Origin of the sequence: Fulvivirga aurantia (assembly GCF_009711475.1) — a bacterium.
In the GTDB taxonomy this organism is placed as follows: Bacteria; Bacteroidota; Bacteroidia; order Cytophagales; family Cyclobacteriaceae; genus Fulvivirga; species Fulvivirga aurantia.
In genome coordinates this window covers 1-7,898 of sequence record NZ_SMMD01000773.1, presented here as the reverse complement: position 1 = coordinate 7,898, position 7,898 = coordinate 1, and the positions used below count along the sequence as shown (strand labels likewise).

Genomic DNA, 7,898 nt, shown 5'->3' with positions numbered 1-7,898 from the left:
GCAAACGACTGATTTAAACTTCTGTTCTGCAAAAGTGTTGATCCCTAGCAGAAAGCGGTTATAATCAGTAGCACCAAAACCAATAGAAAACAACTTTAATAAAAATGAATAAAGTACTCATAATTGATGATGATAAAGATATCTGCCTTTTGCTACAGAAATTTCTTTCTAAAAAAGGCTATGATGCTACTTTTGAGATAACCGGTGAGGAGGGTATTAAAGCTCTGAAAAAAGATCATTACGATCTTGTGATAAGTGATTATCGACTACCAGACGATGATGGTATTAGCATATTAAAGAAAATAAAAATCATCAATCCTGAGTCTGCGGTAATTATCATTACAGGATACTCCGATGTACGCACAGCGGTAGAGACATTGAAGCATGGTGCCTATGATTATGTAACCAAGCCGCTATACCCTGATGAAATTTTGGTGACCATAGAAGATGCTATTGAAGCCAAAAAGAATCAGAAAAAACAGCGTGAAAGTATAAGCAAGGGTAAGAAACGCCCTAAAACTAATAAAAAGACCTTTATTGTAGGTAAAAGTAGCCAATCAGCTACAGTACAAAAGCATATCGACCTTATCGCCCCAACTGATATGTCGGTGATTATCTCCGGAGAGACGGGTTCTGGTAAGGAATTCGTAGCCAACGAAATCCACAACAAGAGTAAGAGAAAAGACCAGCCATTTGTAGCTATCGACTGCGGTGCCTTACCCAAAGAGCTTGCTGGTAGTGAACTTTTCGGTCATATGAAAGGAGCTTTTACTGGTGCCCTTGCAGATAAAAAAGGTAGTTTCGAATTGGCCGATGGTGGTACATTATTTCTTGATGAAATCGGTAACCTGACTTACGAAAACCAGATTAAGCTGCTTCGTGTACTTCAGGAGAGAAAAATTAAGAGACTGGGAGGGGTAAAAGATATTGATATTGACGTGCGCGTGATTGCTGCAAGTAATGAAGACCTCAAAGATATGGTCAAAAAAGGTAGCTTCAGGGAAGATATTTACCATAGGCTCAATGAGTTTAGAGTAGAGCTATCACCATTGAGAGAGCGTAAGTCAGATATTATGGTTTTCGCCAACCACTTCTTACAAATAGCAAATGACCAGCTTGACAAAAATGTAGAGGGTTTTGACGAGCAAGTAGAAGATAAACTTAAAAACTACTACTGGCACGGAAACCTGAGAGAGCTACAAAATGTGATCAAAAGAGCAGTATTGCTTACCAACGGAGACAAGGTGGAGATGGAAAGTTTGCCATCTGAGATTATTTCTCCTGATTATTTATCGGGCTCATTTGATTCAGGCACTTCAAATAGCGATAAGCCACAAGATCTTACCAATCTTAAAGCGGTATCAGAAAGTGCAGAGCGAACAGCCATTATTAATGTATTAGAAAAAACCGGATATAATAAAACAAAAGCTGCAGAGGTATTAAATATTGATAGAAAAACCTTGTACAATAAGCTCAAGGCGTACGATATAAACATATAGCCTCGAATGACATCACTCCGCTCGTTCAGTATATTTATTGCAGTGACGATAGCATTTTTGCTTATTTTATCTGTAGTAACTTATCGAAGTTTAAATTCTTATATCAACGATGCCAGATGGGTAAACCATGCTTCCATGGTGCTCAAAGAGCTAGAGGCTGTTATAAGTTCTGTCAAAGATGCTCAAACTGCTCATCGCGGTTATGAGCTTACTGCCGATTCCACTTTTTTACAACCGTATGTAAATTCGAAAAACACGGTGGTGAGGAAGGTGAATACCATCGACAGTTTATTGTTAGGCAATCTTGGTCAAAAAAAGAGGCTCGACTCACTAGCTCGCCTAATAGAAAAGCAGTACAACATCACAGATGAGATTCTTGACAGGAAGACACAGGGTGAAGCCCTGGATTCCTATTCCGTCAACCTATTGCGGTTTGATGAAGAAAACATGGTAAAAATCCGCAAGCAGGCCGACCTTATGATTAAGGCAGAGGAGGAGTTACTCCGTGAGCGTTCTTCTTCACAACGTACGACCGGTAGCATTGCACCACTCTTTATATTAATCAGCTTTATAGGGGCCTTCTTGGTATTGCTGTACCTTTTTTCCCAGCTATATAAAACCATTAAAATTAAGAACGATGCTGAGTATGAGCTCGAGCAAAACCTCAAGCTGTTGAGTCATGAGGTGTCGCATAAAGAACACACACAAGAGCTGCTAAAGAGAGTATTAGATAGCTCGTTGAGTGCTATATATTTTATAAAAGCAGTTAGGGATACACAAGGAAAAATCGTTGACTTTAGATACTCTATGGCCAATAAGCAGGTAGAAATAATGCTTAAAAAGGACCTGTCAGAAATGATGAGTAAAACTCTTGGTACGGCATTCCCGGGTGTATATGAAAGCGGTCTCTTTGATAAGTATGTAGCTGTAGTCGAAAACGATGAGCTTTTGGTTACTGAGTTCCATTACGGGTATGAGCACCTGGATGGATGGTATAGTCTAACCGCCATGAAGCTGGATGATGGTTGCGTAGTGACATTCTCTGATATAACAGAGAGAAAAATGGCTGAGCGAGAGATGATTCATAAAAACCAAGAGTTAAAAGAATCTAACGAAAATCTTGAGCAGTTTGCTTATGTGGCCTCGCATGATTTACAAGAGCCTCTACGTAAAGTGCGCACCTTTGGAGACCGCATAGCTACCAAATACAGCGACCTAATTGATGCTAAAGGGAAAGATTACATCAATCGGATGAACAATGCAGCACAGCGTATGCAGTTTTTGATCGATGACCTGCTCAAATACTCCCGAGTGGCACGGCACCCCAAAGAAATGGTGAAAATTGACCTGGAAATGATTGTCAATAATCTACTGGGTGATTTAGAGACCAGGATAAAAGACAGAAATGCGACTGTAAACGTAAAAGGTTTACATCCTATACAAGGCGATAGCACGCAGTTAAGGCAGTTATTTCAAAATCTTATCAGCAACGCAATAAAATTTACGCCTTTAGAGCGAAATCCTGTAATCAATATCACGGGTAAGCGTGTTAGAGGTAAGTCACAAAAAGATTTTGACATTGATTCCAATAAAAGGTATTTGAGAATCGAACTGACAGACAATGGTATCGGATTTGAACAAAAATATGCAGAAAGAATTTTCAACATATTTGAAAGACTGCATGGTAAAAGCGAATTTGAGGGTACCGGAATTGGTTTGGCTATTTGTCAGAAAGTAGTGCAAAACCACAATGGCTTTATAAGAGCCGAAGGAAGAGAAAATGGAGGAGCTAAATTTATAATTCTTTTACCAGTAAAATTTAAGTAGTATGACGGACATTACTAACGGTAAGAAAACGGAGATCAAGGTATTTTTACTTGATGATGATGAGGACGATTTTATAATTGTAGAAGATTTATTAAGTGAATTAAACTCGCTACTCACCATCTCAGTAACCTGGGAGCCTGACTACGAAAAAGCGCTCGAAATCGTAAAGACTTCAGACGAATATGATATTTGTCTGGTAGACTATCGCCTTGGCGAATATAACGGGTTGCAGTTTATAAAGAGCCTCAGGGAGAGCGGCAATAATATTCCGTTGATCTTACTTACAGGTCAGGGTGATAATGAGATAGATTATGAAGCAATGAAACTGGGTGCTTCAGACTATCTGGTAAAAGGTGTATTCGATGCACAATTACTAGGTAGAAGTATTCGCTATGCTATTAATCACTCTCAATCGGTAAGGGAGCTCAATGCCAACGAAGAGAAGTACCGTTCGCTATTCATGCGCTCTGTAGATGCAATTTATATCATCAATAAGGAGCATTTATTTATCGATGCTAACCCTTCTCTGGAAAATCTGCTCGGGTATTCTCGTGATGAGCTCATGAAAATATCTATGAAAGATACTTTTAGCAGCCAGAAAGCATATAGCTATTTCAACCAAATGCTGGCTAAAAATCTGCATGTAAAAGACTTTGAGGTAAAGCTCTGCACAAAAGATGATAAAGAACTTGACTGTATCATCAACAGTGTGGCTTTAAAGGATGAAAACGATGAGATATACGCCTATCAAGGTATTGTACACGACCTTACAGTAAGAAAGAAAGCAGAAAAAGAACTGCTTGTGGCAGAAAAATTGGCCATGACCGGACAGATCGCCAGAAGTATGGCTCATGAGGTAAGAAACCCTCTCACCAACTTAAACCTGGCGATGGAGCAGCTAAAAGAAGAGGTGGAAGATAATGAAGATGCAGATATGTATCTCGACATTATCAAACGAAATGCCAGAAGGATTGAGCAGTTGATTACGCAAATGCTCAAATCTTCTAAACCTAAAGAGCTCAATAGCGAAGAAATCTGCATCAACGATGTGCTGGAGGAAACGATAGCCATCACCCAGGATAGAATTAAACTACGAGGAATTAAACTCGAAACAGACTTTACCTCCTTTCTACCAAAATTTAGCGCAGACAAGGAGCAATTGAAAACCGCTTTTCTTAATATAATAATCAATGCCATTGAAGCGATGGAAGAGAATGAGGGTGTATTAAGAATTGAGACTCACATGTCGGCAGATATGCTTATGGTAGAGGTTAAAGACAATGGAAAAGGTATTCCAGAACACGAAATCAGGAAACTTTTCGATCCTTTCTTTACAGGCAAGGCAGGTGGAATGGGACTAGGCCTTACATCCACACAGAATATTTTAAACAGTCACAAGGCCCAGGTTGATGTCGAAAGCGAAGTTGGCGTTGGAACGACTTTTAGCATTTCTTTCAACCCAAGAAACTAAATTTTGTTATAAGAAGTAAAGTGCGATATGATACAGGTTATTAATCCGGCAACAGGTGAACATTTAAGAACATATGATGAACTCTCACCAGAAAAAGTGAGCGAAATTATCGATGACGTAAATGAGGCCTGGTACAGTTGGAAAGAGGTTTCCTTTGATGAGCGCGCAGCTCATATGATGGAACTTTCGAGGCTTATAAAAAAAGATAAAGAACGTCTCGCCAGATTGATGACAGAAGAGATGGGTAAAGTATATAGCCAGGGCATTTCAGAAGCGGAGAAATGTGCCTGGGTTTGCGAATACTATGCTCAAAATGCACAGGAATTTTTAAAAAATGAGCCAAAAGAAAGTGATGCATCAAATAGTTATGTAGCATTCAGGCCACTGGGGCTAGTGTTGGCAATAATGCCATGGAACTTTCCTTTTTGGCAGGTAATGAGATTTGCTGCCCCTGCTCTTATGGCCGGAAACGTAGGCATTTTAAAACATGCTTCTAACGTACCAGGTTGTGCAGCAGCTATTGAAGAATTAATTAAAAGGGCGGGATTTCCGGAAAATGTATTTCGAAATCTACATGTAGGAAGCGACCAGATTGAAGACATCATAGCCAATGAAAAAGTAAAGGCAGTGACCCTTACGGGGAGTACACCGGCTGGAAAATCTGTAGCGGCCTATGCCGGGAAAAATTTAAAGAAAACTGTATTAGAGCTCGGAGGTAGCGATCCTTATATAATTTTGGAGGATGCTGACCTTGACCTTGCTATAGAAAAATGTGTGACCAGCAGACTCATAAATAATGGCCAAAGCTGTATTGCCGCCAAAAGATTTATAGTTGTAGAGTCGATAGCCGATGAGTTTGAAAAAAGAATGGTGGAGGCTATGGAAGCCAAAAACATGGGCGACCCGGAGCTTGAAGGTACTGACCTCGGCCCTATGTCGAGAAAAGATTTACGTGAAGAGCTTCATGAGCAAGTTAAAGAATCAGTAGAAAAGGGAGCGAAACTTTTGCTGGGAGGAGAGATTCCTGAGAGTGATGGATTTTTCTACCCTGCAACCATACTGACCAATGTGCCTAAAGCCGCACCTGCGTATTCACAGGAGCTTTTCGGTCCGGTTGCTTCTATCATAAGAGTACAAGATCTGGAGAAGGCGATTGAGGTAGCCAATGATACCGAATTTGGTTTAGGTGCCGGGATTTTTACCAAAGATGAAGAAAAGGGTAGGGAAATAGCAGAAACACGGCTGGAAGCAGGTTGCTGCTTTGTTAATGATTTTGTAAAATCTGATCCACGATTGCCTTTTGGAGGTATAAAAGGTAGTGGTTATGGTCGCGAACTAAGTTCTTTTGGCATCAGAGAGTTTGTAAACACAAAAACTGTATATGTGGCATAAAGTGAAATTAGCTTTCATTTTTCTGCTTGTTTTAGCTACACAACTGCACGCCCAGGATTCACTCAACAAAAAAAAGAAATGGACCGATACCAAGGTATTTAAAGTATCAGCTGTACCTGTGGCGCTCACTACGCTTGGGCTAATCACCACTTCTAGTTCTTCACCAATCGACAAGTTTGATGTCAGAGAAAGTATCAATGAGAGATTTCCAGATTTCTCATCCTCTTTTGACGATTACTTAAGATATGTGCCTCCGGCATCTGTTTACCTGCTTGACCTGGCCGGTGTTGAACCTAAAAATGACCTGGGAGATAGAACGATACTTTTTTTGAAATCAAATATATTGGCCTTAGCCATTACATTCCCCCTAAAAGGACTCACTAAAGTACGAAGACCCGATGGTAGTAGCTCTGCATCATTTCCATCATTACACACGGCTCAGGCCTTTTTAGGAGCTACATTCTTGCACAAAGAGCTTGGGCATAAAAGTGTGTGGTACTCAGTGGCTGGTTATGCAATGGCAGCTACTACGGGTTTTTATCGTATGCTCAACAATAAACACTGGGTTTCGGATGTGTTGGTGGGCGCTGCGGTAGGTATATTTTCTGCAAACCTGGCCTATGCTACACACCAGTTTAAGCCAATTTTTAAAAGAAAAGACCTCAAGCTCTCAGTTTTACCTACCTATAACCGTGGGCCCGGTTTAACAATTCTCTTCTCACGGTAGGGAAAAATTTCTACACTTTTCTACAGCATTTAGCAGCTTAATAGCCTTAAATCGCTGAAAATCAAAGATTTATTATTCAGGAATAATATTGGAATTAGAAGAGGTATGAACAAGATAATCACAACAATCGCAATGCTAGTTATACTTGTGCCAGGTCAGATCTTTGCGCAGTATACAGAGGAGGAGGATAGAGAGCCTTATAATATCAAACCTGCCATTGATATACCAATTACGTTGTTGGGTACAGGGGCTACGATTTATGGCTTTTATAAAATTTCAGAAAAAAGTGGTTCTGATTCTACCACCATCGTAAACTTAAGTTATGATGCAGACGTGTCAAGGATTAATCAGGACTTCACTTCCCCAAGATATTCAGAACAAGCCAATAAAGACAGTGATATTCTATTTTACGGGTCAATGGCTCTACCACTTACCCTGTTGTTTGATAAACAAATAAGACATGATGCACTCGAAGTGGGTCTGTTGTATTGGGAAACAATGGCCATTACTGGTAGTATGTACACACTCACCGCTGCCAATGTAGACAAATACAGACCTTTAGTATATAGTTCTGAAGCACCTTTAGAAGAAAAAATGAGGGATCAGTCCAAAAACTCGTTTTTTGGTGGGCACCCTGCCGTAGTGGCCTCTTCGAGTTTCTTTGTAGCAAAGGTTGTGGCTGATTATTATCCTGAGAGAAAGGGATTGAAGGCTGTTTTATATACGAGTGCTGGTGCACTTACAGTTACCACAGGCTACCTGAGATATAGAGCGGGTAAGCATTTTATGACGGATATCGCCATTGGCTCTTTGCTGGGAACACTCAACGGTATTTTAATACCAGAACTACATAAGAAAAAAGATAACAAGTTGGACCTGAGCTTCTTCAGCGGAGATGCACATGGTGTGGCCTTAAGGCTTAAAATCTAAATAACAATAAATAAATAGTACACATAAAGTACATAGCTTAATATAAATAATA

General features: G+C 40.0%; 6 protein-coding genes. All 6 read left to right on the top strand.

What is annotated here, in order from left to right; all coding sequences use genetic code 11:
• Nucleotides 1-104 precede the first annotated feature (104 nt).
• The 6 genes from E1176_RS09790 (at nt 105) to E1176_RS09765 (ending at nt 7,846) form a co-directional block, all read left to right on the top strand.
• The gene (locus tag E1176_RS09790; RefSeq protein WP_155210430.1) at nt 105-1,499 is read left to right on the top strand and encodes a sigma-54-dependent transcriptional regulator; all 1,395 of its coding nucleotides are present in this window, start codon (nt 105-107) and stop codon (nt 1,497-1,499) included.
• A gap of 6 nt (nt 1,500-1,505) precedes the next feature.
• A complete protein-coding gene (locus tag E1176_RS09785) occupies nt 1,506-3,326 on the top strand; it encodes a CHASE3 domain-containing protein (protein ID WP_155210429.1) in 1,821 nt (606 codons plus the stop codon).
• A gap of 1 nt (nt 3,327) precedes the next feature.
• Entirely contained in the window at nt 3,328-4,797 is a 1,470-nt protein-coding gene (locus E1176_RS09780) for a hybrid sensor histidine kinase/response regulator (protein ID WP_155210428.1), read from the top strand.
• Between the two features lie 27 nt (nt 4,798-4,824).
• Entirely contained in the window at nt 4,825-6,189 is a 1,365-nt protein-coding gene (locus E1176_RS09775) for an NAD-dependent succinate-semialdehyde dehydrogenase (RefSeq protein ID WP_155210427.1), read from the top strand.
• Complete coding sequence (locus E1176_RS09770) at nt 6,179-6,916, top strand: phosphatase PAP2 family protein (RefSeq protein WP_155210426.1); 738 nt, start codon at nt 6,179-6,181, stop codon at nt 6,914-6,916. The genes E1176_RS09775 and E1176_RS09770 overlap by 11 nt, the downstream gene beginning before the upstream one ends.
• Nucleotides 6,917-7,021: 105 nt before the next feature.
• Entirely contained in the window at nt 7,022-7,846 is an 825-nt protein-coding gene (locus E1176_RS09765) for a phosphatase PAP2 family protein (protein ID WP_155210425.1), read from the top strand.
• Nucleotides 7,847-7,898: the final 52 nt, after the last annotated feature.